Annotated in this window: 27 protein-coding genes and 3 pseudogenes; 18 read left to right on the top strand and 12 right to left on the bottom strand. The window is 69.8% G+C overall.

The genetic code is table 11. The features are described from left to right. Nucleotides 1–240 precede the first annotated feature (240 nt). The 3 genes from ACWGJM_RS22260 (at nt 241) to ACWGJM_RS22250 (ending at nt 3721) form a co-directional block, all read left to right on the top strand. Nucleotides 241–1455 (top strand): hypothetical protein, encoded by a 1215-nt coding sequence (locus tag ACWGJM_RS22260; protein WP_453413419.1) that lies wholly within the window; start codon nt 241–243, stop codon nt 1453–1455. A 260-nt stretch (nt 1456–1715) separates the two neighbouring features. Next, on the top strand, nt 1716–2633 hold the full coding sequence (locus tag ACWGJM_RS22255; RefSeq protein ID WP_453413418.1) for a hypothetical protein: 918 nt from the start codon (nt 1716–1718) through the stop codon (nt 2631–2633). Then, complete coding sequence (locus ACWGJM_RS22250) at nt 2630–3721, top strand: tyrosine-type recombinase/integrase (protein ID WP_453413417.1); 1092 nt, start codon at nt 2630–2632, stop codon at nt 3719–3721. The genes ACWGJM_RS22255 and ACWGJM_RS22250 overlap by 4 nt, the downstream gene beginning before the upstream one ends. A gap of 21 nt (nt 3722–3742) precedes the next feature. Here the strand turns inward: ACWGJM_RS22250 and ACWGJM_RS22245 are convergent, their stop codons facing one another. Continuing rightward, nucleotides 3743–4798 carry a pentapeptide repeat-containing protein gene (locus ACWGJM_RS22245; RefSeq protein WP_453413416.1) on the bottom strand — a complete coding sequence of 352 codons (1056 nt, stop codon included), beginning with the start codon at nt 4796–4798 and terminating at the stop codon, nt 3743–3745. 615 nt (nt 4799–5413) lie between these two features. Here ACWGJM_RS22245 and ACWGJM_RS22240 point away from each other — a divergent pair. The 5 genes from ACWGJM_RS22240 (at nt 5414) to ACWGJM_RS22220 (ending at nt 9407) form a co-directional block, all read left to right on the top strand. Further along, nucleotides 5414–6211 (top strand): hypothetical protein, encoded by a 798-nt coding sequence (locus tag ACWGJM_RS22240; RefSeq protein ID WP_453413415.1) that lies wholly within the window; start codon nt 5414–5416, stop codon nt 6209–6211. Nucleotides 6212–6307: 96 nt separating this feature from the next. Next, nucleotides 6308–7090 (top strand): hypothetical protein, encoded by a 783-nt coding sequence (locus ACWGJM_RS22235; RefSeq protein ID WP_453413414.1) that lies wholly within the window; start codon nt 6308–6310, stop codon nt 7088–7090. A 122-nt stretch (nt 7091–7212) separates the two neighbouring features. Continuing rightward, the gene (locus ACWGJM_RS22230) at nt 7213–8037 is read left to right on the top strand and encodes a hypothetical protein (RefSeq protein ID WP_453413413.1); all 825 of its coding nucleotides are present in this window, start codon (nt 7213–7215) and stop codon (nt 8035–8037) included. Between the two features lie 287 nt (nt 8038–8324). Continuing rightward, entirely contained in the window at nt 8325–8633 is a 309-nt protein-coding gene (locus ACWGJM_RS22225; RefSeq protein ID WP_453413412.1) for a hypothetical protein, read from the top strand. A 372-nt stretch (nt 8634–9005) separates the two neighbouring features. Continuing rightward, nucleotides 9006–9407: a hypothetical protein gene (locus tag ACWGJM_RS22220; protein WP_453413411.1), complete on the top strand. Its 402-nt coding sequence runs from the start codon at nt 9006–9008 to the stop codon at nt 9405–9407. Between the two features lie 17 nt (nt 9408–9424). Here the strand turns inward: ACWGJM_RS22220 and ACWGJM_RS22215 are convergent. The 4 genes and pseudogenes from ACWGJM_RS22215 to ACWGJM_RS22200 form a co-directional block, all read right to left on the bottom strand. Then, a protein-coding gene (locus ACWGJM_RS22215; RefSeq protein ID WP_453413410.1) for an IS5 family transposase occupies nt 9425–10269 on the bottom strand; the annotation gives its coding sequence in 2 pieces (ribosomal slippage) (nt 9425–9925 and nt 9928–10269; 843 coding nt in all). A 132-nt stretch (nt 10270–10401) separates the two neighbouring features. Further along, a complete protein-coding gene (locus ACWGJM_RS22210; protein ID WP_453413409.1) occupies nt 10402–10872 on the bottom strand; it encodes a GNAT family N-acetyltransferase in 471 nt (156 codons plus the stop codon). Nucleotides 10873–11056: 184 nt separating this feature from the next. Continuing rightward, nucleotides 11057–11563: pseudogene (locus ACWGJM_RS22205) on the bottom strand (DUF4158 domain-containing protein); the annotation flags it as partial. A gap of 9 nt (nt 11564–11572) precedes the next feature. Continuing rightward, entirely contained in the window at nt 11573–11881 is a 309-nt protein-coding gene (locus tag ACWGJM_RS22200) for a hypothetical protein (RefSeq protein WP_453413408.1), read from the bottom strand. Between the two features lie 379 nt (nt 11882–12260). Here ACWGJM_RS22200 and ACWGJM_RS22195 point away from each other — a divergent pair, with 379 nt between their 5' ends. The 3 genes from ACWGJM_RS22195 (at nt 12261) to ACWGJM_RS22185 (ending at nt 13880) form a co-directional block, all read left to right on the top strand. After that, nucleotides 12261–12923: an RNA polymerase sigma factor gene (locus tag ACWGJM_RS22195; RefSeq protein WP_453413407.1), complete on the top strand. Its 663-nt coding sequence runs from the start codon at nt 12261–12263 to the stop codon at nt 12921–12923. 182 nt (nt 12924–13105) lie between these two features. Beyond that, nucleotides 13106–13303, top strand: coding sequence for a hypothetical protein (locus ACWGJM_RS22190; RefSeq protein WP_453413406.1), 198 nt, complete (start codon nt 13106–13108; stop codon nt 13301–13303). Between the two features lie 202 nt (nt 13304–13505). Then, nucleotides 13506–13880, top strand: coding sequence for a hypothetical protein (locus ACWGJM_RS22185; RefSeq protein WP_453413405.1), 375 nt, complete (start codon nt 13506–13508; stop codon nt 13878–13880). Between the two features lie 94 nt (nt 13881–13974). On the opposite strand, the gene ACWGJM_RS22180 is transcribed toward ACWGJM_RS22185, so the two are convergent. The 3 genes from ACWGJM_RS22180 to ACWGJM_RS22170 are packed head-to-tail and all read right to left on the bottom strand — an operon-like array spanning nt 13975 to nt 15103. Next, on the bottom strand, nt 13975–14397 hold the full coding sequence (locus tag ACWGJM_RS22180; RefSeq protein ID WP_453413404.1) for a hypothetical protein: 423 nt from the start codon (nt 14395–14397) through the stop codon (nt 13975–13977). A gap of 55 nt (nt 14398–14452) precedes the next feature. After that, nucleotides 14453–14890 (bottom strand): hypothetical protein, encoded by a 438-nt coding sequence (locus ACWGJM_RS22175; protein WP_453413403.1) that lies wholly within the window; start codon nt 14888–14890, stop codon nt 14453–14455. A gap of 30 nt (nt 14891–14920) precedes the next feature. Next, on the bottom strand, nt 14921–15103 hold the full coding sequence (locus ACWGJM_RS22170; protein WP_453413402.1) for a hypothetical protein: 183 nt from the start codon (nt 15101–15103) through the stop codon (nt 14921–14923). A gap of 451 nt (nt 15104–15554) precedes the next feature. On the opposite strand from ACWGJM_RS22170, the gene ACWGJM_RS22165 reads away from it, so the two are divergent. The 3 genes from ACWGJM_RS22165 to ACWGJM_RS22155 all read left to right on the top strand — a co-directional run bounded on the left by ACWGJM_RS22165 (nt 15555) and on the right by ACWGJM_RS22155 (nt 17011). Beyond that, the gene (locus tag ACWGJM_RS22165) at nt 15555–16364 is read left to right on the top strand and encodes an RNA polymerase sigma factor (RefSeq protein ID WP_453413401.1); all 810 of its coding nucleotides are present in this window, start codon (nt 15555–15557) and stop codon (nt 16362–16364) included. Beyond that, nucleotides 16361–16669, top strand: a complete 309-nt coding sequence (locus ACWGJM_RS22160; protein WP_453413400.1) for a hypothetical protein — start codon at nt 16361–16363, stop codon at nt 16667–16669. The genes ACWGJM_RS22165 and ACWGJM_RS22160 overlap by 4 nt, the downstream gene beginning before the upstream one ends. Nucleotides 16670–16846: 177 nt before the next feature. Next, nucleotides 16847–17011, top strand: coding sequence for a hypothetical protein (locus ACWGJM_RS22155; protein WP_390741472.1), 165 nt, complete (start codon nt 16847–16849; stop codon nt 17009–17011). A gap of 141 nt (nt 17012–17152) precedes the next feature. On the opposite strand, the gene ACWGJM_RS22150 is transcribed toward ACWGJM_RS22155, so the two are convergent. Further along, nucleotides 17153–17275 carry a hypothetical protein gene (locus ACWGJM_RS22150; RefSeq protein WP_453413525.1) on the bottom strand — a complete coding sequence of 41 codons (123 nt, stop codon included), beginning with the start codon at nt 17273–17275 and terminating at the stop codon, nt 17153–17155. On the opposite strand from ACWGJM_RS22150, the gene ACWGJM_RS22145 reads away from it, so the two are divergent. The 4 genes and pseudogenes from ACWGJM_RS22145 (at nt 17219) to ACWGJM_RS22130 (ending at nt 22095) form a co-directional block, all read left to right on the top strand. After that, the gene (locus ACWGJM_RS22145; RefSeq protein WP_453413533.1) at nt 17219–17515 is read left to right on the top strand and encodes a hypothetical protein; all 297 of its coding nucleotides are present in this window, start codon (nt 17219–17221) and stop codon (nt 17513–17515) included. The genes ACWGJM_RS22150 and ACWGJM_RS22145 overlap by 57 nt on opposite strands. Nucleotides 17516–17692: 177 nt before the next feature. After that, nucleotides 17693–18124: pseudogene (locus tag ACWGJM_RS22140) on the top strand (chlorophyllase); the annotation flags it as partial. A gap of 221 nt (nt 18125–18345) precedes the next feature. Further along, nucleotides 18346–18687 carry a trypco2 family protein gene (locus ACWGJM_RS22135; protein WP_453413399.1) on the top strand — a complete coding sequence of 114 codons (342 nt, stop codon included), beginning with the start codon at nt 18346–18348 and terminating at the stop codon, nt 18685–18687. Between the two features lie 6 nt (nt 18688–18693). After that, on the top strand, nt 18694–22095 hold the full coding sequence (locus ACWGJM_RS22130) for a trypsin-like peptidase domain-containing protein (RefSeq protein ID WP_453413398.1): 3402 nt from the start codon (nt 18694–18696) through the stop codon (nt 22093–22095). On the opposite strand, the gene ACWGJM_RS22125 is transcribed toward ACWGJM_RS22130, so the two are convergent. The 3 genes and pseudogenes from ACWGJM_RS22125 to ACWGJM_RS22115 all read right to left on the bottom strand — a co-directional run. Beyond that, nucleotides 22052–24625 carry a hypothetical protein gene (locus ACWGJM_RS22125; RefSeq protein WP_453413397.1) on the bottom strand — a complete coding sequence of 858 codons (2574 nt, stop codon included), beginning with the start codon at nt 24623–24625 and terminating at the stop codon, nt 22052–22054. The genes ACWGJM_RS22130 and ACWGJM_RS22125 overlap by 44 nt on opposite strands. 67 nt (nt 24626–24692) lie before the next feature. Further along, nucleotides 24693–25259, bottom strand: coding sequence for a hypothetical protein (locus tag ACWGJM_RS22120; protein ID WP_453413396.1), 567 nt, complete (start codon nt 25257–25259; stop codon nt 24693–24695). 55 nt (nt 25260–25314) lie between these two features. Beyond that, nucleotides 25315–25829, bottom strand: a pseudogene (locus ACWGJM_RS22115) (phosphotransferase); the annotation flags it as partial.

Raw genomic sequence — 25829 nt, 5'->3', positions numbered from 1 at the left:
ATCCGCCTCCCGAAAATCGCCAGACGGAAGAAAAATAAGAATCCAAATCTAAATGAATCCGAGAATTAAGAATTGAAAAGATGTTCCAAACCTGTTGGGCGGACGGGCAATACACACACCCTTGCCGGGGCGTGTCCTCAGGTGCCAGCATGCTCCTGCCGCCCCGGTCTTTCCTTTCACGACCGAGGCATGCTTATGATGTTGGCCACAAGGGGCGGCATTCGACAAAAAGGAGGATGCGTGGATATCTATTACCTCGTCGGGCCGGAGGAGAGCAGCGACGGGCCGGGAATTTTCCCCGACCGTATGCTGCGGCGCCAGGAAGCACTCTCGCTGAGCCGGGCAGGCTCGATGGAGCGGGTCGCACTGCAAGAAGTCATCTCCTTGGTCCGCCTGGGAGTGTGCGGACACGTGCGGATCCCGCACGAGAAACATCTGGAAGACGTGGTGACCCGCGCTGTCGCCTGCGCGGAGATCATGGCGCTCGGCACACCGGTCACCATCGGGAAGAAGCTGGTCACAGCTGATCCCGAGCCGGGCAGCCCGCAGGGCTGGGCCTTCGAAGCGGCCCAGGAACGGCACCGGTTGCTACCCCCGTCCGCTGGCGCTGAACGGGGTGACGCGTATATCTCTCCCGGCTGGCCAACTGATGAAGAGTGCGCCCGCCTGGCACACAAGCTCGTTCACGAAATGGGGTACTCCCAAGCGAATGTGGCCCGCATCTTCGAACTGGTCGACGGCTACGAACGACCCTCGATGTGGACCCGCCAGGGAATTAACAGGCTTCTCTGGGAAGAGTGCGACGGGGAGAAATATCCTCGCTATCATTACAGCGAAAAGTCCGGTGATGAGTCACGCCGTGCGGGACGCTTGCATCTGCCCGGGTCATTTTTCAATGCGATAGCGGTGCTTGGCGATGAAGGCGCGGAGGCAGCGGCGCAGAAGTTCGACGCTTCCCTCGACGAGCCTCACCACCTCATTTTCCCCGTCGGCCCTCGGCACCCGGATCGGAGCCTGGCCTGGGTCCTGCGGCAGATCATGGACCTCGGCTGTGTCCGCACCCTCTACGTAACCAGTCCCGGCGCGGTCTTCTCCACTCCGGCACAGCGTCGGGTGCTGTACGACCTGGCCTTGTTCCGGGGCGTGCAGGTGGTGGAGAACGGCACCCGGATCGATGTCGTGGCTGGCAATCCTCACTACAACCGCCTTCTGCGCGAAGGCACAGAACTGTTCGCCGGCCTCCGAGTTCGCGACAACGCCACCATCGTGGAGGAAACCCGATCCCTCACTCACGCCCGGAAGACAGCAGCCAGCCGGTACAGCCAGGGCGATTCGCTTCGGAAGATTGCCGCCCACCTCCAGGCAGAAACCGTCCCGACTCCGAGCGGCATCGGCGCCTGGAGTGCCAGCGCCGTCAAGAAACTGCTGGACTCGGAGTGGGCAGCCGAACGATGAGCAACAACCAAGGCCGCCCGGAACGCCCGCGCAGAGCACTGGAACGGCCGGTCCTGCCCCGGGGCGGGGGCGCGCGTGGCCGGGGCGACGACCGTGGCACGTGAGGCGGCGCGGGCGTCGGGGATGTCCTGGCGGGCCTGCCCGGCGGAGCCCGCGCGCTCCACCGACTACCGGGACAAGAAGGCACAGGATAATTACGGTTATCCTGTACTATGCTGACGCCGGATCGGAACGCCCCGCAATCAGGTGAAACACCCGACATGCCGGAAGAGAAGGTGGCATCCGCCAGGGTGCCGGCGGCAAGCCCGACTCAGCTCGACTTCCCACCCATCCGCAACGGAGTCGACTACCTCCTCAGCGCCGTCGACCACCTCGGCTTCGACCGGACGGACCCGCGCGGCATCAAGTACGCGGTGCTCCACCTCCACGCCGCCGCCGAGGTACTGCTCAAGACACGGCTCGTGCGCGAACACTGGAGCCTGGTCTTCGACGAACCGGGGAAGGCCACCGAGCGGGCCTACCGCTCCGGCGACTTCAAGAGCTGCACCCTCGCCCAGGCCGTGGCCCGGCTCCGCAACATCGCCGGGATCACCATCACGGCCAAGGAAGACGAGGCCCTCGGCGACCTCGGCCGGGACCGCAACGCCCTGCAGCACTACGGCCTCACCCACAGCGCCCACGCCGTCGAAGCACGGGCCGGACGCGTGCTCGACTTCCTGGTCCGCTTCCTGGACGACGTCCTGCTGCCGGGCCTGGCACTGGACGAGGCCAACGCCATCGGAGCGGACATGGTCCGTGTCCGCGACAGGCTGACGCGCGTGCGGGCCTTCATCACACAGCGGCTGCGGCGGCTGAACGGGGACCTGCAGGGCCGCGAGGAGCGGACCGTCCGTTGCCCCCACTGCGAGCAGCTGGCGATGGTCGCCGAGGGGGGAACGAACCGGTGCCTCTTCTGCGGCGCGGTGCTCACCACCATGGAGATGATGGCCTACGCGTTCCTCAACGGTCCTGAGGACGAGGGACGCACCGGAATCTGCCCCCGGTGCACTCGGCACGCCCTGGTGTACGACGTCGACCTGGCCACAGGCGATCGGGTGACCTTCTGCTTCGACTGTCCGGGCCCCATCTCGACTGCTGCCGACGGACCGCCGAGCGACGCTTCGAGGGAGCGCCGGTGACCACGACACTACTGGTCCGCTCACCCCGGGTGACGCTCTCCACCCTGCGTCGCGACCCGCGCGACCTGTGGCCAGCGCACGCCCGGAAGCTGTACGACTTCCTCGCCGACGTCTACGGGCAGGAGGACCCACTCCCGACGCTCGCAGCCGGGTGGATCGCCCACCAGCGCTCGGCGAACACGCAGCGCGCGTACGCCCGCGGCTTCAAGGTCTTCGAGGAGTTCACCCGCGAGCACGGCGCCCACCCGATGGCGGTGAAGTTCGGCCTGGCCGACACCTTCCGCCTGTACCTGGAGACCACGCCCACCTGGGTGCGGGTCAAGGGCGGCCGGCGCGGCGAGATGGCCCGGTCCGGGAAGCTGTACTCGGAGGCGTCGCGGGCGAACGCCCTGTCGGCGGCCTCCTCCTTCTTCTCCTACCTGGACAAGGTCAGCGACGACGGGGTAAAGAACCCCTTCGACGCGGTGCAGCGGCCGTACATCGACCCGGACTACTCCCCCACCCCCGGCTACACCGAGCAGGAGTGGGCCACGCTCCTGGTCACCGCCCGCGACCACCACCGCGTGGCTGCGTATCGCAAGCGCGCCTACGCGCTATTGCTCATGCTCTACACCTGCTGCCTGCGCATCGACTCGCTGCTCAACGCCCGGGTCGAGGACCTCGGTTACGACAAGGGGCACCGGGTGCTGCTGCTGGAGAAGATGAAGGGCGGCGGGCGGAAGAAGAAGCCGATCCCGCCGGTGGCCTGGGACGCGCTGCAGGACTACCTCGACGGCCGCACCGAGGGTTGGCTGTTCTGCACCGCCAGCGGCGGCCAGCTGGACGAACCGGCGGTGTGGCGGCTGTGCGCGTCGCTGGCCAAGCGCGCCGGGCTGCCTGTGCGCGGTCCGCACGGCACCAAGGGCGACGCCATCACTCACGCCCTGGCCAAGAAGGATGCCCGCCCGGACAAGGTCCAGCGCTGGGCTGACCACAAGGATAGCCGCACCACTCAGCGCTACAACCAGCGGAAGCAACTGCTAGAGGACAGCCCCGGCTACGGCCTCGCAACCGACCTCGCCAGCGCCCTGGAACACGGCACGGCCTGAGTCAACGCAAAGGGGCTCACGTCATGGTTCAGGACTTTCCTGACTGTCCTTCCTCCGTTCGGCCAACTCCGCATAAAACTCCTTGTCCACCTCAGCGATCCGCGCCTGAACCGCGGCATCCTCAGCAAAGCGGGGAGACAGACGAGTGCTGCTCATGGGTCGGGCAGCCACCAACTGTTTGACTGTCAGACGCTGGGCGCTGTCTAGGTGCGCAGCGGCAAGGTTCGCGCCGTCCAGATGGGCATCGGTGAAGTCCCCCGCCAACCACGCCCCGACCAGGTCCGCTTTCTCCAGATGGACCCGACGCAGGTTTGCGCCGATCAAGTTGGCCCCACGTAGGTGCGCGCTCTCCAAGCGGGCCCCGCTCAGATCTGCACGGTCCAAGCGAGCACGCTCCAACCACGCGCCCTCCAAGTGCGCCCCGCTCAGATCGGCCTTGGTCAAGCGAGCACGGGTCAGGCGCGCGCCCTCCAGGTGCGCCCCGCTCAAGTCTGCTCCGTCCAAGTACGCGTCGTCCAAAGTCGCACCACGCAGTTCGGTGCCACGCAGCTTCAGTTGAAAGGGCTCGCTGCGATCCTGGGGGCGTCGGCCGAGCACGGTCAGTGCTGCCTGGACCGGCTCGCCCAACTGCGGTGGCCGTCCGGCCCGCAGGGGTCGGAAGGCGATGCGCAGGCGCTGAGACGGAGAGGGCTTTGGGGGAGCGAGGGCCTGTCCGCGGACGAACGCGGCGAGGACTTCGACAATGGTGGTGTGATCCTTCGGTGAATCCCACATGATGCGCTCCAGCGCGTAGATCCCGCCGAGCTGCTCGACCGGCTTGTCCGAGGCGATCTGGCTGATGGCTTTGGTGTACCGGTCGGTGACCTGCCCTTCGCGGGCCTGGTGCCAGGTGCGGTGGGTGTACAGGATGCCGACCACCGCCAGACCGCCGGCGCCTAGCGCCACCATGGCAGTGCGTACCCCGGTGACGGTGGTCGCCACAGCTGGCGACAGGTGGGTGTTGAGGTACTGGTGATCCATCCACCAGGGGACGCGCCATAGTGCTGCACCGGCGGCGGCGACTCCGCCGAGCGCCACAAGGAGCCACCACCATCTCCTGCCCAAGCCGTACACCCACCGTGTGGCCCGCCACCACCATCTCCTACCCATGCCGTACACCCACCGTGTGGCCCGCGACCACCATCTCCTGCCCATACCATTCAGCACAGCGCGGCGTTGGTCGAGCATCCCCGCGGCTCGGCGCCCCGCCCGGGAAGGACCACCGGTACGGCGGAAAAGATGAGATGCCCAGCCCTGGAGTACGAACGGACTGAGGTGTCATCAGCCCGGGCTGGTAACTCCGCCGCGGCCAGGCGGCAGGTCACCAGCCCGCTTCGCCTGGATTACGACAACACCGCAGCTCAGACCCTCCGTTGGCTCGGATACCGGGCACATTATCCGAGCCGAGACACCCCGGTCCGGCACCCCCGCACCGTCCGTCAGGCCACACCTGACACCGACCTTGGGGCAAGTCTGTCCTGACGATGGAAGTCATCAAGACTCACTTGACGCACCAGAAAGCGTCAGGTCGTGCCAGACATGTGGCACGGGCAGGCAGTGCCTGACGGCAGGAGATGGTCAGGGGCAACCTGATGACACGGGCCGTCAAGCGTGGCCTGATGTGATGGCGGGTCAGGGATAACCTGACCCGCCATGACCGACACCGTCCTCCCGCCGCTCCCCCCGGCCCCGCCGTCCGCGCTGTCCCCCCGGGACGAGGCCCGGGTGTCCTTCGCGCTGTGCGCGAAGAAGCTCGGCGACCTCGCCTACGACCTGCTCCCGCTCGACCCCGACGCCGCGCCCGGCGACCGCCTGCGCCGCGCCCTGGCCCTGAGGGAGCGGCTGGACACGCTCATCGAGCAGGCCGCCGTCGCCGAACGGGAGGAGGGCGCCAGCTGGACCCAGCTCGGCACCGCCGCCGGCATCACCAAGCAGGCCGCGCACGAACGCTGGTCCCCGCACACCGGGGCCTGGGCGGCCGCGGGCCGCATGGCGCTGCGCGGCAGCAGCGGCCTGACCGCGCTGGACGCCGCGATGGCGGTGGACGCCGCGTACGCCCGCCAGGACCCCGAGCACGCCGCCGACGCCTTCAGTTCCGGCCTGGACGCGGTCCGCTTCCCCGGCGCGGAAGCCGCCGAACGCGCCCGCCGGGAACGCGCCGCCGCCATCCGCGACCGCCTCGACGACCTCGACGCCGAGATCCGCTTGCTGCACGCCCGCTTTCGCACCGTGACGACCGACGGCGCCGCCCCGGCCGCCCGTGCCCCGCTGCTGCACCGCCGGGCCGACGTGCACGACGAGGCTGCCCGCCTCCTCGAGGAGCTGGGCCGCCTCGAACCCGACCAGGCCACGGACCACCGCGCCCGCGCCGAGGAGCACCGCCACGCCACCGTCGCCGACCGCGAGTTCGCCGGGCTCCTCGACCCGCAGGACACCATCACGGCCCCGTGATCCAGCTCACATCACAACGCCCAAGATTTATTGCCGATCGCCCCATTCCCCAGGCCCGAGAGGTGAACAGGCCGCTCATGTAAGGAGCAACGCACAGTGAAAGACGAGCCGAGCCAGGAGTCGCACTTCCACATCCCACCCGGGGTCTACGACGAGGTACTACGCACCCACCCCGGCGCCACGTACGTCACCACCACCGACGACGGCCTCCGTCTGGGATACCAGACCGCGCCGAAGTCGCTGTCATGGGCCTATCCGGCCCTGCTGCAGTCCCTGGATTCCCGTGGCTGGACCCACTCAGAGCCGCAGCGCTATCCGATCGAGCGCGAACTCGGCAACCACCCCTTGGACCGCCTCTCCACCTGGGTCCTGGTGCTCCCTCGGAGCAAGCGGTGGCGGGAGGCCGTGTCAACAGCCCTGGTCGGCTCGTGGTGCGACCCACTGTGGCAGAACGGGCACCTGCCCTCTACCGCGCTCGGCGCGCTGAGGGCCGAGGCCCGGGCACTGCACCGGCAACTGGTGCCGGTGTGGCGGCGACGGACGCAGTACGGGCGGGTGCTGTCCCTGGACGCCGACCTGGGCGGGCTGTCGCTGCACGACCTGGTCGCCACCGACGTCGATCTACTGTCCCCCACGACGGGCGGGGTGTTCGAGGACGAGCGGCTCAACGCCCTGCTGCGCGGCATGAGTGGGGCCGAGCAACGAGTGGTGTTCGCGTACGCGGCGGGCGAGGGAACCACCTGGACGGAGGCCGCAGCCGCAGCCGGCGCCGCGGACCCGGAGGCCTTCGGCGAACGGGTCCGCCGCAAGGCCAAACGCCTGGCCGCCGAACAGCACCGCCGCCTCACCCAGCAGCGGGCCCCGCTGTCGTGCTCCTGACCGTCAAGGAAAGGGCCCATTACGAAAGGTACACAGAGGTGAACCACCCACCGGCGGCAGACGTACATCCACTCCATCCCTCGCCCCTCCCCATCCCCTACTACGTGCCGGAGGCCTCGCGGATGGCCGCCATCTCTGCCGCGCCCAGTACGGAAGATCTGCCGACGATCGAGCAATCCGAGAACGCTTTTGTCTCAGCCCTGCTCAACGACCCTCGCATGCTGATCTACCAGGAAAGCGGGGATGGAATACGCCGGATCCTCCCCGACGAAGTGGCGTCCCTCCCCATCGCGCCGGACCTAGGTCCGCCGGTCGGCTCCGGAAGCGAAGATCTGAGTGCGGCCATCAAGGTCCGCCGCGATGTGAGCGAGGGCGCCAACGAGCCCAACCTCCTTCCGGAGGCACTTGACGGGGTCGCGAAGGACATCCTGATACTGCCGCGCAGCGAACGGTGGCGGGAGGCAGTCTCAACCGCGCTGCTCGGGGACTGGATCTCCCCCCTGTTTCGCACTGGCCACCTGCCGACCGCCGCTCTCAGCACCTTGAGAGCTGAGGCCCGCTTGCTGCACCGGCAGCTGGTGCCGGTCTGGCGGCGGCGTACCCGGCACGGCCGGGTGCTGTCCCTGGACGCGGAACTGGGGGAGGGACTGTCCCTTCACGACCTGATCGCCGCCCACATCGACGTCGACTTGCTGACACTGACGGCCAGCGGGGTGTTCGACGACGAGCGGCTCAACGCCCTGCTGCGCGGCATGAGTAGGGCCGAGCAACGGGTGGTGTTCGCGTACGCGGCGGGCGCGGGGAGTACCTGGGCGGAGGCCGCGGCCGCCGCTGGCGCCGCGGACCCGGAGGCCTTCGGCGAGCGGGTCCGCCGGAAGGCCAAACGCCTTGCCGCCGAGCAGCAGCGCCGCCTCACCCAGCGGCAGACCCGCCTGGCGAATCCCTGACCACCAGTATCGAGGGGGAGTTGCGCGGCTAACCCTTTAGCGGGGTAGAGGCCGGGATTCAAGCCTCACAGGGCGGCAAAGCCACAGGCCACAGGCATTGAATGCGGATTTCCTCGTGTGAAATATGAGCTCCGCCGCCGGGGCTTGCGCCGCTAACCCTGTGCTCCTCCATTCTTCGGCACTGTCAGATCCGCTGCCCGCGACGTAAGGGCTGGGACTGCTGCACGCTCCGCCCCGCACGCGCACCCGGCGCGTCTACGCCCTCCGAGCTCGAAGGAACCACCGACATGACCTCCCGCCCGGCCAGGCGCCGCCTCCTCACCCGGACCGTCCCGCCCGTCGGCCTCGGCGCCCTGGCGCTGGCCGCCAAGTACTACGTCGGCATCCCCGGATGGGCGGTGGTGCTCAGCACTCTCGCCGGTGCCCTCATCGGTGTCCTGCCGGAGCTTCTGCCGCAGGAATCCGAGCACCGCCGCGACGTATGGCGGGACTGGCTCCGCCACCGCGAGCGCATGGCACGCCTCCGGATCACCGCCGCAGAAGCACGCCCCGCCCCACCCCGACCGCGCAATGATCACCACGTACAGTCCGGCTGACCGAGCGAGCCACCCGGCGTAGGGGCGGCACCGCCCGTGGTGCTCGCGTACGGGTACGGCGAGGGCACCACGTGGACGGAGGCCGCGGCCGCCGCCGGCGCGACGGAGCCGGAGGGCTTCGGTGAGCGGGTCCGGCGCAAGGCCAAGCGCCTGGCAACCGAGCACCGCCGCCGCGCCGCACAGCGGTACACCGGTTCCACACCACCGCGCTGGACGCGCTCGTCACCGTACGCCAGGCCTGCCCTCCGCTCCTTCTCGACCGTGAAGTGCCCCACATGCAATGGGGTTGCGCGGCTAGGGCTTCTCTTATGGATCACGTCGGGCAAGCCATGGATCGTAGGATCGGGGTCCGTTGCTGCGTGAGGGGGCTGGATGGTGGAGACTTCCTCGGCTTCAGGCGATGTGCTGGAGCCGATCAGGCAGCACCTGCGAGACCCGTCCTATGACGTCGACGTGGGTCCTGGCTGGCGGCAGTTGGTGTTTGAGTGCCATCAGGCGGTTGTCGCGGAGTTCCCGGAGTACGAGCTCCTGGCCGTGAAGCAGAAATGGGGGGCTCTGGCCTTCCAGGCGTTCCCGCGGCCGTGGAAGCCTGGCGGCAACTGGACAGATGCGGAGCACTCGCGCCTTCATGCTGTCACTGATGCCTTCGCTGACCGCAGTGAGGGCATCTGTGAGCGCTGTGCTGCCGAAGGTTCACTGCGTGAGAGCCGACGGGTCCACCTCGTGCTGTGTGATCGGTGTGAGACGCTCGTCCCGGAGCATGGTCGTCTCTGACCGATCCTGGTTGCTTGTCATCGCGCAGACCAAATGAAGATGCCTGCCAGATGGAGCCCGGCGAGGTAGACAGTGGCAGTCTTCTCGTAGCGGGTGGCGAGGCCCCGCCACTGCTTGAGGCGGTTGATGCACCGCTCGACGGTGTTCCGCTGCTTGTAGGCCTCTCGGTTAAATGCGGGTGGCCTGCCGCCGAGGCTGCCGCGTCGTGCGCGGTGGGCCTGCTGGTCGGCCGGGATCGGAATCACGGCACGGATCCCACGTCGTCTGAGATGGGTGCGGATGGCGCGAGACGAGTACGCCTTGTCTGCGAGTACCAGCACCGGCCGCGTGCGGGGCCGTCCGCGGCGGCGGGGCACCCGAAGGGCGGCCATGACAGATTCGAAGGCCGGGGCATCCCCAGCCTGGCCAGGTGTGAGGACAAAGGCCAAGGGTCGGCATCGGCCATCGGCGGCCAGGTGCACCTTCGTAGTCAGGCCGCCGCGCGACCGTCCAAGTGCATGATCGTCCGGTTCGCCGGCTGCGGCCCCTTTTTGCGGGCGCCCGCAGCATGCTGGTGAGCACGCACGATGGTGGAGTCCACCGCGACGACCCAATCCAGGTCTTCCTCTCCGTCGGCCTGGGCGAGCAGACCGGTGAAGACACGCTCCCAGGTGCCGTCGATCGCCCAGTTCCGCAGCCTGGTGTAGACACCCTTCCACGAGCCGTACTGCTCAGGCAGGTGCACCCACTGGGAGCCGGTCTGGAACTTCCACGCGATCGCATCGATCACCTGCCGGTGATCACGCCACCGGCCGCCGCGCTTCGGCGTCCGGTCCGGTAGCAGCGGCTCAATCCGCGCCCATTGGGCGTCACACAACGGCACGCCTGACCAACGATCCGATGATCCGAGAGAAACGCCCTAACCCCCGTCTGAGGTAACACGGCCTCGGGGAACAACGGAACAGCCGTTAGCGCTAATCACTTGATCATGGTTGTCGGGCCGGTCACTGCCCTGTCAGATGTTGCGGTCCACGACAGGGCGCGGGCGACGGCCTGGAGTAGGCAGCCGGTAGCCGGGCGGTGAGGCGAGGTGCTCGCAGGCTCCGCCGTACGCAGGGAACGCGACGCCCAACTCCTTCTCCAGGGCGGGGAAGAACTGCTTGGCCTCCGGGGACTGGCCGGTGGTCTGCCAGGTGTAGCCGGGGCCGTCGGCGAGCGCCCGGCGGATCAGGCGTCGCCCGAGGCCCTGGCGTTGATGCTCGATGGTGATGGAGATCTTGTTGATGCTGCCGACGCGGCAAGCGTCGCACACCACCCACACCAGCGTGCCGACGTCGTACCCCTCCCGGTCGAACATCCGGATGCGGCGGTGTCCGGTCGGGCGTCGCGGTGGCCAGTAGAGGAACCGCACCTCCTGGCGCTGGGTGGTCAGCAGAATCCACCGCCATCGCAGCGGTGAGAGGTACTCAGGCACGGGCGGTGTCACCGGGTTCTCCTTCAGTTTCGGCTCAGGGAACGAGGGATGTCTGCGCGTCGACGGCACCCCGGACACCCCAGTGATCCCGGCACAGCGCAAGGCCCGCCGCGAGTACGAGAACCGCGTCAGCGCCCTCACGCTCTGACCATGATCGTTCTCACCGATAACCGCTGTACCGATGTTCCCCGAGCCCGACGTACGCGTCCCGGTCCACCGCCCCTCCCGGCAGCTCGGGGTTGGAGTACACCGCGCGCTTCCACGCTGGCGGCACCAGCTTGCCGTCGATCTCGCGGGGCAGCAGCGGCTTCTGCCTGACCTTCCGCCGGGCCAGCGCAGGCAGCCGCTTCACCGCCGCCAGCACCCGCTTGCCCCCAGAAACCGCCCCCAGCGCGGCCGACTCCCGAGCGCCACCAGGTCGCCGGGCAAGGAGGTGTCCGCGCGGTGCGCGGCCTTGGCCACCGTGGCGTACAGCCGCTTCTCCGCCGTACCCCCGCACCTCCGCCACCTGCCGGGCCAGCACCGAAACACCGGGCAGCAGCACCCGGTTGCGGCGCAGCCAGCCCACCGCCTGGTTGAACAGCGCCACCGGCCCCTCGGCGTGCGTCCACGCCCGACCGTGCAGGAACGCGCGGAACTTCCGCCCCCACTCGTGGTCCTCGAACTGGTGATAGCCGTAGGCGTCCCGGAGCGGTCGATGGTGGAGGGGCGGTTAGCTTGCCCGGCTGCTGGCCGGGCTTCGGGGGCCGGGTGGGCAGGTGCCAGCACCATTACACGAACGCCACGCGGGTGCCGGTGCGGCCGGCGGCCGGCGGAGGTCCTCCTCGGCGCAGAACCTGAGCCAGGCGTTCCAGTCGGCGGCGTAGCCGGTGCAGGTGCGCTCGGGGCGGTTGGCCTCGACGTGGGCGGTCGCCTCGTGGTCGAGCTGGGCCTCGGTGGCGGGGTCGAGCCGGCCGGGCCGGTCGGCGGCGGGCTGACGGGTCGTGGTGCTCACTGTGACCGACAGATCCGCAGTTGTCATGGTCTTTCCTGAGTATCCGTCACACGACTTTGCGCGTACCGGAGTTGTGTCGTCGGGTTCCCCGATACGTGAGTAGACGGTGGCGGCCACGAGGAGCGCGGCGGTGAAGGTCAGGATCAGGACGGGGCCGACCGGCCAAAGGCGCAGGCCGCGCCGTTCAGCCCGGCGCCGGGGCAGAGGTGCTGTCACACCTCATCAAGTCCTTCCAGGCTCGGCGCTGTTTGCGGTGCCCCGCTGGGGCGGGCCTAGGGAGGGCTGGCCGTTCCTGACGCTCGACCAGGCATTTCACACTTTGCTGGCCCCATACGTCGACTACGTCGACGGTGTTGGGACGCAACGGGCGAACGGACACAACGAAGTGTCGCCCGGTCCCCTGAGCATGGAGAAGAACGTGACGGTTGAGAGTACGGGATCGGGATCTATCCCGGCGCCCAGGCGGCGTAAGTTCCCCGGCTTGTGTCAAGCGCTCGCAGGCAAGCGCGAGCGCACAGAGGCCGAGGCGAAGGCCGAGATCCTGCACCGCCTCCACACAGGCAGCCGCCAGTGGTACGCCATCCTTCGGTGGAAGCTTCCGGAGCGCTACGTCGAGGACGTCTTCGGACAGGTCACCGTTGACCTCGCCGAGCGCCTCGAAAAGATCGACGCGCGCACCATCGTCAACGTCGACGCGTACATCTGGCGGGTCTGCCGCAACGCCGCGACTGACCAGCTGCGCCGCGCGGCCGCCGAGGCAGTCGCCCTCGTCCGCCTCGCCGCCCTCCCTCAGCCCGCGGTCGACCACAGCGACGAGGTGCTCGCCGACGAGCGGAAGATGATCACTCTGGGCTTCCTGTCCGAGGTCCTGACCGAGCGTCAGGCCGTCGCCTACACGCTGCGTTATTACGACGGGGGCCTCAGTGGTCCGGAGATCGCCGAGGCGCTGGGGATCAGCCACGCATCCGTCCGCAAGGATCTCTCGGTGGCCCAGAAGGCCGTTGAGGAAGCGCTCAACGACCCGGAGGTGAACCAGCGTCTGCGCAGCCTCCTGGAAGACGGGCGGTAGCAGGTCTCCCCTTCAGGGTCGACGGCCGCCTCCGAGGCCGCATCGGACGGCCGCCGGCCCGAAAGGGGACATCGAGCGATCGGCGCCCCCTATCCAATACACGCAGTACCGCAGTACCGGCCGGTGGCACCCGGCCGCACTCGAAAGCCGACCACCTACCACGGAGCAAGGAGAGGCACACCGTGTTCAATCACCTGCGCGGCTGGGCGCTCACCGTCATCGCCATCTTGGCGGGCGCGTACAGCAGGCTTTTCCGTCGGATCGAGGACGCGCGCACGCCCGTCGCGATCTGGGACGACCCCCGCTTGACCGACGACCGAGTGGTTGCCGCCGCCCGGGCATCCCGGTGGCCCAAGCCGACCGCACCCCGGAGGGCGTAGCGGACACCGACGGCCCGACCGCACCCACTACCCGAAGGAAATAACAAGGCGGCGGTCTACTCGACCGAGACCGGCGTCTAGGCACCCAGAGAAAGAGGCCTGCGAGACAAACACACAACCGAGCCGGGACCTGCGCTTTCACAGCCGGGTCCCGGCTTTCGTCGTACAGGGCGTCAGTCGAGTCAGGACACCAGGAGCCACCATGGCCGCCGCCACCCCCGCCCCCGAGACCAAGGTCACCGAGACCGCCGAGGTCGAGGCCGCCGAGACCCCCGAGGTCGACCTCGACGCGCTCTTCGACGCGGCCAGGAACAACCTCGTAAAGAAGAAGAACGACACCCGGGCCGTCCGCGGTCGTGTCCGCCAGGTCGCCCGCCAGCGCCGCCACAAGCGCCGCCGCGATCTCGCCCACACCCTCCGCCGGTCCGTCCCGGGCACTGTCTTCCACGGTCTCGTTGCCGCAGGCTTCACCGCCCTCGCCCTCGCGTTCTTCGCGACCGGCAACGTCGCTGCCGGGCTCACTCTCTGCACCGTCGCCGCGGCGGCCTGGGGCCTCGCCGCCGTCCTGCGCCGGTAACATCCCCAGCACGCCAAAGCCTCGGAGGGCCGCACGTCACCGCGTGCGGCCCTCCGCCGTTTCAAGTGAGTGAGCGTATGTTGCTCGCGGTTATTCACCTGAGCAGCGCGGCAGGCTGCGATGCGATGCGCCACTTCAGCGGACGTACAGCCGCGCGCAGAACACGGCTCACAGCACGCCGAGCAGGGCGTTGTCCTCCCAGTGGTCCACGACTTCGAGGTAGCCGGCGAGGACCTTGGAGTGTGGAGTGGGGGGCCCAGCCGCCCTGCTTGGCGATGACGATCTGGTCGTGTCCCTTCAGGCGGGAGGACGTGGCGAGTCCGCGGCGGGGGCTGTGGCCGGTGAAGCGAATGTCGATCCCCGCGCGTTTACCAGCCCGGGTGACGACGTCGCCGATGGACTCGGGCTGCAGGCCGCCCTCCAGGACGGTGTGCCAGCGGTTGTGCAGGCGGCGCCAGGCGTATCCGTCCGGGTCGGTGAGGCCGGCCGCCTCCTTCCACGCCTGCCAGGCCCTCACCGGGCAGATCGAGGCCCGGGAGCCGTAGGGGACCGGGACGACACGGGGGCGGACCCTACACACGCAGGTCGGCCTGGATGCCGCCGGGGGTCTCGGCGTAGTCACGCACCCGGTTGAAGGCGAGTTCGCGCCGGCGGCCGGCGACGGCGAAGTGCATGAGCACCAGGGCGCGGTCGCGGATGCCGGTGAGGTTGTCCGGGCAGGCGGCGCTGATCTTCACCAGGTGCTCGACGAGGAGCGGCGGGGCCTGGCCCCGGCCGCGGGTCTCCCCCTGTTCCTCCATCTCCTTCACCAGCTGCTTGAGCCGGTTGCGGGCGAGCCGGGCGACGCCGTCCTCCAGCCGCACCCCGTGCTCGGCGCGGGCGGAGACCACGGTGCCGGAGATCCGCCGGTCGATGGTCGACGGCGCGGTGTACGTTCCCTTCCTCCCGCCGGGCTGGGTCCACAGCCACTCGACGAACATCACCAGCGTGCCGGGGGTGACCGCGAGCACCGGCACCCCGGAGGCGGCGCAGAACTTCGTCTAGCTCGCCCAGTCCTGGGCGTAGCTTCTGCGGGTGCTCGACGGACGGCCGTCCGCGACGGTGCGCACGGCCTGGCGGTCGATGTGGTCGAGCGCGGCCCGGGTCGCGGTGTCGTACCCCTCCGGCCGGGCCGGCGCGGCTGGGACGACGACCGGTTCGACCGCGTTCTGACCATCTGACATGAGAGGCCCCGTTCACCGGATTTACGCATCTTCCATGGAACCGCGATATGGGGAGCTTATCTGGAGTCCATGCTGTGCATGCCGCGTGGTGGGCGGCGCGGGGTAGAGGCGGATCGCAACTGGTGGCGAGTCCTGGGACGACTACCGCTGAGTGGGCTGACGCGGACAGCCCGATGGAGTCCTTCCCGGCCGCAGGGTCCGGAGCCCGGATCGGGACGCCCCTCAGTCCGCACCCCGCTGACCTGCGCGGTTCGCCGTCCGGGGGCTGCCCGACGATTTGCGCGACTGCATTATTTGGGGCTCGCAAAATTTTTTTGCGGGGCGCGTGACATTGCGATGTGAAGTCCACATAGCAGCGGTCGTGACCGATGAGATATCAAAAGGAGACTAGTGCTCGCCCCCTCTTCTTAGTGGGATTGACGGGCGACCAGTCAACAACACGGGGGAGCTGTTGTCTGTCTCTGATAACGACTTCCAGCTCGACCCGCCCGGCGACCAGGCACCGCAGGTGGCCCGCGACGCTGCGCTCGTCGCGGAGCTGCGCCGCGTGGAGTTCGCGGGGCCGCGGTACGACATGTTCGAGAACGACTTCGCTGCCGCCGCACTACCCCGGCTCAGCGGCATGCTGCGCCAGGGTTCCCTGATCACGGAATCCCAGATCAAGTGGAAGGGTGCCGGGCATCCCTTCGGAGTCGCCGAGGGGGACCGTCACCTGCTGCGCGAGAGCAAGGAGCAGCGCGACATCCTGGCCGTCGGCATCCTGGTGGAGACGCTGCGGTCGTTCCGCAAGAAGGCTCTGATCGAGGGTGGGTGGGATCCTCTGCATCAGGGGGAGAACGGGCCGGGCTGCCTGATGACGTACTTCATCGGGCGCTGTGCCTGGGAGTTCCGCCCGCAGTACATGAAGTGGCGCCGGGAGCGTCAGCGCGTCGCGGATAGCGAGGCCGCTCTCCTCGATCCGGAGGCGTTCGTGCGGTCCGTGGCCGGTGGCAACGGCGACGACCTGGACAGCGGCGGCGTGGTGTTGGACATGCTGCGCGGGCAGCCTCGACAGACCCGGGCGGTGTTGGCGCTGGTGCTCCAGGGCTACACACAGTTGGAGATCGCCGACCGTCTACAGATCTCGCGTGGCGCGGTGGCGAATTCGATCTACCGGTTCCGGCAGAAGGTGCTCCGCGCGGCGCACTCGGGGAAGGTGAGTGTTCCTGCAGCTCTCGCCTATGCCTCACGACGTGCCCAGGCGCCGAGGAGGAAGCGGTGAGCCGCCAGCCTCCCGGTCTGCCCACGCGGGTCGCCGGCTTGGTCGGCGGCGGTGCCGCGCTCGGTCTCTCGGCGTTCGTCCATGCTCCCTGGTGGGTCTACCTCGGGGGGGTGCTCCTGGCGCTGGTGCCGGCGGCACTGCCGCAGGAGTCCGAGCACCGGCGCGACTTCTACCGCGACTACTTCCGGCACCGTGAGCAGATGGTCCGGATCCGGCAGGAGCCCTTACGACGGCCGGTGGGCCTTACAGCTCATAGGGAGTTGGACAGACCCGAGCCGTCCGGAGAGGGCATGCCCGACGGGTAGAGCGATGTCGCTGTTACCGGCATACGTGAGGCCGGAACGACCCCAGCACGTTGGTCGGGAGACGGGGAGCTTTTATCCGGCATCCACTCGACGGCACGTGATCGTCAGCCACCCGATACATTCGTTCGGATCGAACTGAGCGGCTCCAATCGGAGCCACCAGGCCCGGAGGGGGAGCGTGAGCAGCGAGCGCGAGGACGAGATAGCCCGGGGCGTGGCCCGCGGGATGGCCGAGCATTACCAGCGCCAGGCCGACCAGCAGGGCCGACAGATACTCAGCTGCGCCCTGCTCTTCATCATTGTGGGCGGCGGACTGATCGCGTACATGTGCTGGAAGACCTGACAACGCTCAGGGACTCCGGCACCGCGAGCGCATGTACCGGCTGCGGCACGAGCGGCCCGGCCGGGAAGCGGCTGGCCTGGTTACTCCTGCCCCAACTTGGTCCAGCTGGCAGGGTTGCCAGCGTTCGACCGACACGCGGTCTCAGGTTGAACGCGACCGGAGGGTGTACGACGCCTCGTGCTGGAGCATCCGTCGCACGGCCTCTGGGTGCCATCGATCGCTGCGACGGGGCCGGATCTGCTCCGCTTCAAGCCGGCGGCAAATCTCACGGAGGAAGGCACCCGCCGCTCGCAGTTCCCGCGCCCGGGAGAGACCGACCTGCTCGACGGGCTCCTCGACAAGTTCTCCGGCCACGGCCTGCCATCCATAGGGCGGGGCGCCGTAGGCGTACCCGCCCTGAACTGCCTTCTCCTTGCGCCCCGCCCGGAGACGGGCCACGATCATCGAGTGCTCCAGCGGCTTCGCGGCGAGGAGACCGCCGTTCAGCGGGGTGTCCGGGAGTAGCGCGCGGACAAGGCCGTCGGCCGTGAGCGAGACGGCGAGCGGAGTCCGTAGCCCGGCCGGTCCGCTCCCTGGAGCGGTACGCCCGCCCCGGCGTCGACGCGGTCGCACGGCACGTCGCCGAACGCGACCCCGCCGCCTGGCGGAAGGGCCGACCCCTCCAAGATCAACTATTGGCGGCTTCTGGGCTCACCTCGGCGTCACCCCGTGCTGGGCGGTGATGCTGGCGCTGTCTGCGGGATGCTGCCGGTCTTCGGGACCATCGACCTTTCACGATGATCACGCCCGCGCTGGTCGTCGCTGGCGACGAGGACGACTCCCGGCACTTCACGGACATGGGTCCGGACTGGCACGCCGACCCCTACACCCTCGCCCCGGGGCCCAAGTCCCTGCTCACCCTGTTCGGCGCGGCACGGGCTCGGCGGAATCCCCGGCTACGACGTCGCCGAGACGACAGACGAGAGCCCCGAGCGGGTCGGCGCCGTCGCGCGCCTCACCGCGGCCTACCTCCGCACCGAGCTCTGCCCGGCGACCAACGCCTGGCAGACGGCACGCGACGCGCTGGCGACCGGCTCCGGCCCCGACTCGCTCGGACGAGCCGAAGCCAAGTAGGCCGCCCGCGGACACGTCCGGCACCGCGCGGACGGTCCGCGCTGTCGGCGACCTTCTCCACGGGGGCGGACCCGTACCTGGGGGCTGATCACGAACACGTGGGGAGCGGCACACTAGCCCCCGTTTTCCGTATGAAGGAGGTTCCATCAAAAGGGAGAGAACCGGCGCGCCGCCGGACTATCTTCCGCTCCCAGGGCGACACACGGCTGAGGGAGACGCGCATGGGAAGCGGGAGTGGTAGCGGCGGCAGCGGGGGGCGGGACGGAGAGTGGCTCGATCTGGCCGACGCCATCGCGCTGTTGCGGGAGCAGGTAGTGGAGGCTCGGGTCAGGATCGCCGGGCCGGAGGGGGACGACGGGGTGCGGTTCGGGCTGGGGGAGATCACGGTGGAGCTCGGCATGGAGCTGACCCGGACCCGGGGCGCGGACGGCGGGCTGCGGTTCGCCGTCGCCGGACTCGGCGGGCGGTGGGAGCGGGTGGAGAAGGGGACGCACACCGTCACCGTGCGGCTCACACCGCGGTCGTCCGACGGCAAGCCGGTGGACGTGGGAGACAGGGCGTAGCCGCTGATGGAGTCTGACCGGCGGGTGCAGATCCGCCTGTACGACAGGGCGGGCGTCGCGCCGCTCTTCGGGTCCGGCTACCTCGTGGGGCCGCGCCTCGTGCTGACCGCCGCCCACATCCTGAGCGACGGCGGCTCCGTGCCGGCGTCCGGTCGGCTGACGGTCCGCCGGCCGGACGCCGGCACGGAGGAGTACACCGGCCAGGTGCGCTGGTACCGGAAGGAGGGCGCGGTCGACGCCGCCCTGGTGGAAGTGGACGAGGGACAGGGCTGGACACCGCCCCCGTCGCTCGGCGACCCGTCCCGCCGGCCGCCGCAGCGCTGGGGCCGACTCATCGGCACCCGCCGGCACAAGGTCACGGTGGTGGGCTACCCCCGCATGCAGAAGGACCCCGACACCGAGGACCGCGACGACCGGCAGCTGGACGGCGCCGTCCACCCCGGCCCCGGGTCCCTGACCGGGCGTTACGAGGTGAGCAGCAACGATCCCGTCGTGCTGGCGTCCGACAAAACCTGGAAGGGGATCTCCGGGGCCGCCGTCACGGCCGAGGGCGACTTCATCCTCGGGGTGGTCGGCCAGGACCGGCAGGCCACCGGCGGCGTCCTACTCACGGCCACCCGGGCGAGTGAACTCTTGAAGGACACCGACTTCCGCCGGCTGGTCACCGAGCACTCCGAGTGGGAGCCGCTCCTGGAACCGGTCGAACCGCACGACCTGCTCGCGCCGGCGGCCCATGAACAGGACCCGCCGTCCCCCGCCATGCTGCTGCGAGCGGACGCCGAAATCGTCCGGTTCCGCGGCCGGCACGACGAACTGCGGGACTTGAACGAGTGGTGCGCCTCCCCCTCCCCATCCTTCTCGGTGCGGGTGCTCACCGGAGGCGGCGGTCAGGGGAAGACCCGGCTCGCCCAGCGCCTGGCCGACGAACTCCGTGCCAAGGGCTGGGTCACTGGGCACCTGTTGCGGTCGCTGTACGACCGCCACCTGACGAAAGAGGAGCTGCGCACCCTGGACACCGCGCTCCCGCTGCTGCTCGTCGTCGACTACGCGGACACCCGCCCGCACCTCGTCCGCCGCCTCGTCGAGCACCTGCGCACCACCCGCCACCGGGCGCGGGTTCTGCTCCTGGCCCGCGCCGACGGCGGCTGGCGCCGCGACGGCATCGGTGAGCCCTACGCGGACGAGATCCTGGCCGACGCCGAGGTCACCGCCCTCGCCCCGCTGGCCCCCGCCGGCGGCCCGCCCGGAGCGCGCGCGGCGGTGTTCACCGACGCCGTCACCGACTTCGCCCTCGCCCTGGACCGGGTCGGTGGCTTTCCCGGCCGGCCGCCCGCCGGCTGGACCTCACTGGCCGCCGCGCTGGCACCCCCGCCCGGGCTGGACGGAGACGGGGACGGCGACGACTCGGTGCTCGGCCTGCAGACGGCGGCGCTGACCACCCTGCTGCAGCACGGCACCGCACCCGTCCGGGCCGCCGGTTACGGCGACGACCCCGCCGCCGTGCTCCTCCGCCACGAGCAGCGCTACTGGGCACACAGCGGCCTGAGGCTCGACGGCCTCGCGGACTCCGTCCCGCGCGCCGCGGTGGCCGTGGCAACCCTCTGCGGCGCGGCCGACCGGGATGAGGCGGTGACCGCCCTCCGTGAGGGCCTCGGCATCCCCGCCCACCGGGCGGGCGACGTCGCCGCCTGGCTCCGCTCCCTCTACCCGCCCGGCCCGGGCCGCTACTGGGGCGCCCTCGAACCCGACCGCGTCGGCGAACTCCACGTCTGCGACCTCCTCTTCGACGCCGAAATCCCCCTCCCGCTGCCCGCGCTGCTGGCCGAAGGCTCCCCCGATCAGCAGGCCCGGCTCCTCACCGTGCTCGTCCGCGCCGCCACGGCCCAGTGGGAGCGGGGCCGGACCGAGCGGACGCACGGCATCCAGCGGGAACTGCTGGCGGCACTCGACCGGACCACCCCCCACCCGACGGCGCTGACCCTGCTCGACCTGGTCCTCCCGTACGGCGACAGCGGCCTGGACGCCCTCACCCTGCGGGTCGCCGAGGAAAAGGTGGCCTCGGCCGAACGCCGCCTGGCGGAGGACGACTCCGTCCACGCGCGGGCGTCGCACGCCCTGGCGTTGAGCCATTTGGGCGGACTGCTGAGCCAAGCCGAGCAGCACAAGGAGGCGGTCCGCCTCCAGGAGCGGGCGGCCGGCGCGCTGCGCGCCGTCGCCGAGACGGACAACGCGTATGCCTCGCTCTACGTCGGCATGCTGCCGGGCCTCTACGACGACCTGCTGGCCCTGGGCCGGGACGGTGAAGCACGGGTGGTGATCGACGAAGCCCTGGCCGCCGTCGAACGGCTCGCCGACACTGCCGACGGCCACCCCGACGACTGGGAGGACATCGCCTGGCGGCTGCACGATTTGGAGCCGCGGCTCTGGGAGGCGGGGCTGGGGGAGGCGGCGATCCGGGTCCTCCGCCGGGAGGTGGACCTGCGGGACCGGCTGACGGCGAGGGCGCCGGCCACCGACGTGCTACTCGCCAACTCCCTGCAGAAGCTCGGCGTCCGCCTGCTGGCGTGCGGACGGCTCCAGGAGGCCCTGGACGCCAGCGAGAAATCCATCGAGCACATGCGCCACCTCGCCCGCGCCGACCCGGCCGGCTTCGAGCCCTGGCTGATGTCTGCCCTGATGAACCGGAGCACCCTGCTCCAGCAACTGGGCCGCGGACCCGAGGCGGTCGAGCCGTTGCGACAGGCGGTCGCGATGGGCCGGCACCGAGCGGCGATCGGTCTCTCCGACGTGTTCGAGGAACACCTCACCACCGTCCTCGGGACACGGCTCGGCGTCCTCCAGGGAGAGGAAGGGCAGGTGGTGGAAGGGATCGACAACCTGACCGGAGCCCTGGACGGCTGGCGGCGGCTGGCCGCCGCCGACCCCCAGGTATACGGGCCCGACCAGGCCCGGTGCGAGCTCCACCTCGCACACCTCCTCGTCGCGGCGGGCCAGCCGGAGAAGGCCCTGGAATCCTCCGGGAGGGCGGTGGACCGGTGGCGCGCCCTCCGCGCGGCACAGCCCCTCGTCCACGACCTCCCCTTCGCCGCCGCCCTGTCCGACCACGCCTCGCTGCTGTGGCTGTGGCGCGACATCGAGGGCGTGCTGGCGGCGACGGGCGAGACGGTGGAGATCTACCGCGCCTTCGCCGACTTCGTACCGGAGGAGGTGACCGCTCGCCTGCACCCTGTGCTGGCGCTCCAGGCGCGGGCGCTGTTCCAGCTCGGCCGCGGCAAGGAGGCGGACGTGGTGGTGCAGTGGCTCAGGGCCCATCCCCTTCCCGACGTGGAGGACGACGGGGGCGGGGACGGGACGGCCTGGAACTCTAGAGAGAGGTTCCGCCGCGGGACGGCCCCTCCGGGCCAGTGATCTTCGGCGCGGGAGGCGGCGCCTGGGGGTGAGGCGTCGGCCGTTGTGCGGCGTACTGCTGACGGGCGGTCCGTTCGGCCTGCGCTGCCTGCGGTGTCAGGCTTGCGCGGCGCTCGGCCTCCTGGACCGTCTGTTGGATACGGCTGTTGATGTCGTTTAGCTGGTTCTGAGCGGCCTGTGCCGCCGTACGGCTGTGGGAGAGGTCCTCGGCGGCCGAGGTTCTGGCTCGCTCGATGAGGTCTGCTTCCGCGCCGGCGGCCGTGAGCCGGGCTACGGTGTCTCCGCCGTCCTGCTCGTACCGGTCGGCCAGCGCCTGGGCAGTCGCGGCGGCGGTGGCCGCCTGTTCGGCCAGGGCCTGGGCAGCGTTCGTGAGATTGGTCTGGTGCTGGGCTAGGTCGTCGTCGCTCAGCAGTGCAAGCGGATTGGCGGTGTCGCGGGGCACACTCGGCCCGGTCTCATCGGGCGTTGAGCGCCGGTCGTTCTCCTCCTGTCCCGCCGGGGTCGACTGGGTCCGCATACCGTCCGCGTCCACCGCCCGCCGTTGCGCGTCCGGCTCGTCTCGCTGTTCGTCTTCTGGGCGGGGAGTGATGCTCCTCTGCCGCGTCAGTTCTGGCGCGTTGGCCGGGTCGGGGAGCCTGGATCTGGGTGTGTGCCAGGCCATGGGGGTGTCGGGGCGGTGGATGATCCAGTCGCTGTCGAGGAAGTGGGACGACAGGCTACGGCCGATGGCGGTGGCGTCGAACGGTCCGCTGGATTCGAAGACGCCGAGGGAGAGCGGCCTGCCCAGCTTCCCTTCCCATTTGCTCACCCACTCGGCCAGTGTCGGCAGGGTGCCCAACGCGGTCTGCTTGTCCAGGTACCCGTGGCCGCCCATGAAGTCGCCCGCGTAGCGGTCGGGGTGGTTGGCCAGCCAGTACGTGCGGGCGGCCCGCACTATCGCGGTGCTGTTGATGTCGAGGTCGAAGTCGCTGGGTTCCGGTTCCAGGCCCAGGCGCCACATGGCGTCGTACGGGCGGCGCAGGGGTCGGTTCTGGTCGTCGCCGAACCACTCCTGGAGCCGCTCGACGGCCAGCGGGTTGCCGGCGAGTTCCTCCTCGCGCGGCAGTGTCTTGTGGATCCCGGAGAAGAATCCGGAGCCAGTCCCCTTGAGGCGTATGTCGACCGCGGATGGGTCGATGCCGTCGCGTTCCAGCGCCTGGAGCATCTCGGTACCGAACTGCTGGTACAGCTCCGGGGTCATACCCATGGGCGCCTCGCCCGTGATCAGCCACTTGATCTGGACCGGGCTGATGCCGAGGAAGTCGAGGTCGCGCTTGGTGATGGCATAGCCGGAGTCGTCCTGCGGCCACCAGGCGGGTACCTCTTCCTCGCCCTCGAGGATCCGCATGATGTGACGGTCGAGTGGATCGGCGGCGTCGAGTCGACCGGTGATCTCGGAGGGCCGCCACCGGGCGCCGGTCTCTTGGACCGCCGTCGGCGTCTCCGCCAGGTCGTCCGGGGCATCGCCCAGAGCGGGGGCACCCAGGGAGACATGGCTGGCCGCGGTCTGCTGGGCGGGGGCCACCTGGGCGGTGCCGGAGTAGAGGCCGTCCAGGGTGGCCCGGTGGTCGCCCGGCAGCGTGACCCATTCCTTCTGGGCGAGGTAGCCCATGCCGGTGGTCGGGAGGGACAGGATGTCCCGTGCAGGCTGGCGGGCTACCAGGATCACGCCGCGTCCCTGGCGCTGCTCCAGCCAGTTGGCGACGATCTGTCGGTCCGCCGACCAGCTCGCCAGCGGCCTCTGACGAGCCTCGAAGGTGTCGCCGACGTTCAGGGCCGCCCAGTCCGGCTGCGCGGCCCCCTCGGGCCAGCTCAGCGCCCGGTAGGAGAGCACCTCGGTGACGCCTCGGGCGGCGAGGACCTCCTGGGTCATCTCGTACTGGGTGCGCAGGAAGTCCCGCAGGGCGTCGCGGTTGTAGTCGAGTTCGAGACCGACGGCGAACGCGGTCTTGGGGTCCATCCGCCATTCGAGTACGTCGGTGAGGCCGAACTCCTCCTGGGCGGCCTGCTGCAGCGCCAGTACCCGCACGTTGTTGTTGGAGCCGTACGCCCAGGAGCCCATCAGCTCGCTGACCGCGATCATGCGGATCAGAGTCTCGGCCTGGGGGGCGTCCATGGGTACCACCCGGTCCGCGGCGTGCCGGGGATTGGCCGGGTCGAGTTCGTCGACGTGGAGGACGTCGGCCCCCATCGAGGGGTACCGCTCGTTGTGTGGGACCAGCGCGTACCGGCCGTTGCCCAGGTGGGCTGCCATGTCGTTACCGACGACCAAGCCCATCGAGGCGAGGACGAGCTCGGGCGTGGACGACCGCATGCGCTCGGCCAGCGCCTGGATCGCGATGGTCTTGGCCTGGGGGGTCTCGGTGACCCGGCCGTCGTCGGTCAGCAGCGCCTCACCGATCCGCTGGTGATCGATCCGCTCCTGTGATCCCAGCGGCGGGGGCGGGGCAGTGTCTGCCCCGCCCGTCTCATTGGTCGGCTGCTCGGTCAACGAGTCCCCCTCTTCTGCTTTTCTCCGTGCTGTTGTTCTCGGCCGCGCCTGGGCCGTCTGCGCTGGGTCAGTCGCCGCGGAGGAACTCCTCCGCCTGACTGCGCAGCGCTGCGGGGGCGGCAGACCAGGCGGGGGTGAGCATGAGCTCGCGCAGCTTGATCTCCTTCACCTCCCGCGGGGCGTCCGCGCGGAGGCCGACGTGCGGCCACACGTGGTCCAGCTCGTCGGAGGGCAGGTCCCAGTGGGCGCCGATGGCGGAGTCGGGGGTGTCGGCTGCCGGGGGCGTGACGAGGACCTCCGCGGCGGTGGCGGCGGGAGCAACTTCGATCAGGGTGAGGCCGAGCCGGTCGATGGCGTCGCGGAACAGGGCCCGGTGCTCTTCGACGGTGCGGGCGGACGGCTGCTGTCCGGTGTGGAACAAGGTGAACACCCAGCCGGATTCACCGGTTCGGGCAAGGTCCAGGATGAGGCCGACGCCCTCGTCATCCGTGAAGGAGCGGTGCGCGACGCTCTTCGCCGCGCCGGGCCCCTCGGTGCGGGGCGACTCCGTGAGGTCGAAGGTGCCGATCAGCCACTGCAGCTGGTCGGAGGTCAGCTCCCCATGAGAGAGGGCGCGGAGTGCGGGCCAGAGCATGGTGCGGATCCTTTTCTTCGGACTCGACGGGAAGGTGAGGGTTTCCGGATGGTGGCTACGGCTTGGTGGCGGGACGCGGGTTCAGGTGGATGGGATTGCTCCAGGCGCGGCCCCCGGCAGCGTCTTCGACTGTGACCCGGCAGAACCCTTGGCCGAACATCCCCACGGGCAGCGAGCACTCCGTCAGAGCCTCGCCCTCCCTCACCTGTGCCCCCGGGGCGCCTCCCGTGAGGAACACTTTGCGCGCGGGCGAGCAGCGCACCGTGATCTGGCCGTCGTCGAGCCGGATGTCGTGCAGCTCGGGTCCGGTGCTGGAGTAGTAGTGGCCCGCCTTGAGGGAGGCCAGAAGCGCTGTCGGCTCGAGGGACTCGGCGCGTACCTGGACCCAGGCCGTGCAACCCGGCGGGTCCTGGGGCTGGAAGTGGGCGTCATCGGCGGCGTAGGCGGTCAGTCGGTGCCCTCGGTTGAGCAGGACGTCGGCCAGGTGCCAGCTGTCGCCCCGGTCCTCCCGAGCCGCGAGTGCGTTGTGGATCTCCACGGCATGGGCCGCGTCCAGGCTCTCCGCGTCGA

It is taken from the genome of Streptomyces sp. NPDC054834, assembly GCF_053611185.1.
The sequence above is the reverse complement of the archived record's forward strand: the minus strand, read 5'-3'. Positions and strand labels throughout refer to the sequence as shown.

Coding starts and splice junctions, on each gene's coding strand:
- ACWGJM_RS22255 (WP_453413418.1), top strand. CDS start 1,716: ATGCCGGAAGAGAAGGTGGCATCCGCCAGGGTGCCGGCGGCAAGCCCG.
- ACWGJM_RS22200 (WP_453413408.1), bottom strand. CDS start 11,881: ATGACAACTGCGGATCTGTCGGTCACAGTGAGCACCACGACCCGTCAG.
- ACWGJM_RS22120 (WP_453413396.1), bottom strand. CDS start 25,259: ATGCTCTGGCCCGCACTCCGCGCCCTCTCTCATGGGGAGCTGACCTCC.
- ACWGJM_RS22220 (WP_453413411.1), top strand. CDS start 9,006: ATGGTGGAGACTTCCTCGGCTTCAGGCGATGTGCTGGAGCCGATCAGG.
- ACWGJM_RS22170 (WP_453413402.1), bottom strand. CDS start 15,103: ATGTCAGATGGTCAGAACGCGGTCGAACCGGTCGTCGTCCCAGCCGCG.
- ACWGJM_RS22195 (WP_453413407.1), top strand. CDS start 12,261: ATGGAGAAGAACGTGACGGTTGAGAGTACGGGATCGGGATCTATCCCG.
- ACWGJM_RS22230 (WP_453413413.1), top strand. CDS start 7,213: ATGGCCGCCATCTCTGCCGCGCCCAGTACGGAAGATCTGCCGACGATC.
- ACWGJM_RS22225 (WP_453413412.1), top strand. CDS start 8,325: ATGACCTCCCGCCCGGCCAGGCGCCGCCTCCTCACCCGGACCGTCCCG.
- ACWGJM_RS22130 (WP_453413398.1), top strand. CDS start 18,694: ATGGAGTCTGACCGGCGGGTGCAGATCCGCCTGTACGACAGGGCGGGC.
- ACWGJM_RS22135 (WP_453413399.1), top strand. CDS start 18,346: ATGGGAAGCGGGAGTGGTAGCGGCGGCAGCGGGGGGCGGGACGGAGAG.
- ACWGJM_RS22240 (WP_453413415.1), top strand. CDS start 5,414: ATGACCGACACCGTCCTCCCGCCGCTCCCCCCGGCCCCGCCGTCCGCG.
- ACWGJM_RS22185 (WP_453413405.1), top strand. CDS start 13,506: ATGGCCGCCGCCACCCCCGCCCCCGAGACCAAGGTCACCGAGACCGCC.